The sequence below is a fragment of the Sphingobium sp. DC-2 genome (genome assembly GCF_000722555.1).
GTDB classification, from domain to species: Bacteria; Pseudomonadota; Alphaproteobacteria; order Sphingomonadales; family Sphingomonadaceae; genus Sphingobium; species Sphingobium quisquiliarum.
Genome location: NZ_JNAC01000061.1, coordinates 1 through 719, shown reverse-complemented (window position 1 = coordinate 719; position 719 = coordinate 1). Strand labels below are relative to the sequence as shown.

1 protein-coding gene is annotated in these 719 nt (G+C 58.3%); it reads left to right on the top strand.

Annotated elements, in window-relative coordinates:
* Positions 1-656: recombinase family protein (locus tag ET21_RS25940; RefSeq protein ID WP_037471041.1), on the top strand; the 656-nt coding region annotated here is incomplete at its 5' end.
* Between the last annotated feature and the right edge of the window lie 63 nt (positions 657-719).

The window sequence follows — 719 nt, the reverse complement described above, 5'->3', positions numbered from 1 at the left end:
CCACACGCGATGTTCTCAATCTGGTTCATGAACTCGACCAGAAGGGAGCCTCATTGCGGGTGCTTGAGCCGGAGGTGACGACGGCCGGAAGCATGGGGCGGATGGTGATCACCATTCTGGGCATGGTCGCGGACATGGAACTGACGTTCATCAAGGACCGGCAGCGCGCCGGGATCGAGGCGGCGCGCGCCGAAGGCGTCTACAAAGGCCGGAAGAAAAACATCGATGACGATGAAATCCGACGCCGGATCACCGCCGGCGCGAGCAAGGCCAGCGTCGCGCGCGACCTCAAGATCTCAAGAATGACCGTCTATCGGGCGCTTGACGTCATTCCTTCAAGGATCGGGCTGCCGGAAAAGCCGCCTTCTGTCACCATCGCCCTGCATCTGACCATCGAGAACTTCAACAAGCATGGTCGTGGCAGAAAGCCCGCTCGCGAGCGCATTGAGGCGATGCTGGAGCGGGATTACCAGATGCAAAAGACCGGGAACTGCGATTACACGCTGACCGTCGCCTATGATCAGGGTGCCGATGGCGTCAGCCTCGATGATGAGATCGCATCTCTCCAGACAGAGATGTTCAACATCGCAGAGAGCTACAGGTGCTCGATCGAGACCGATGTTTACGAGATTGGAGGACAAGAGCGAGCCTGGTAGATCGCCATGTTCAATCTTTGTTCTTCAACATGGCCAAAATCGCAGCTTCGGGCCGACTGGGCC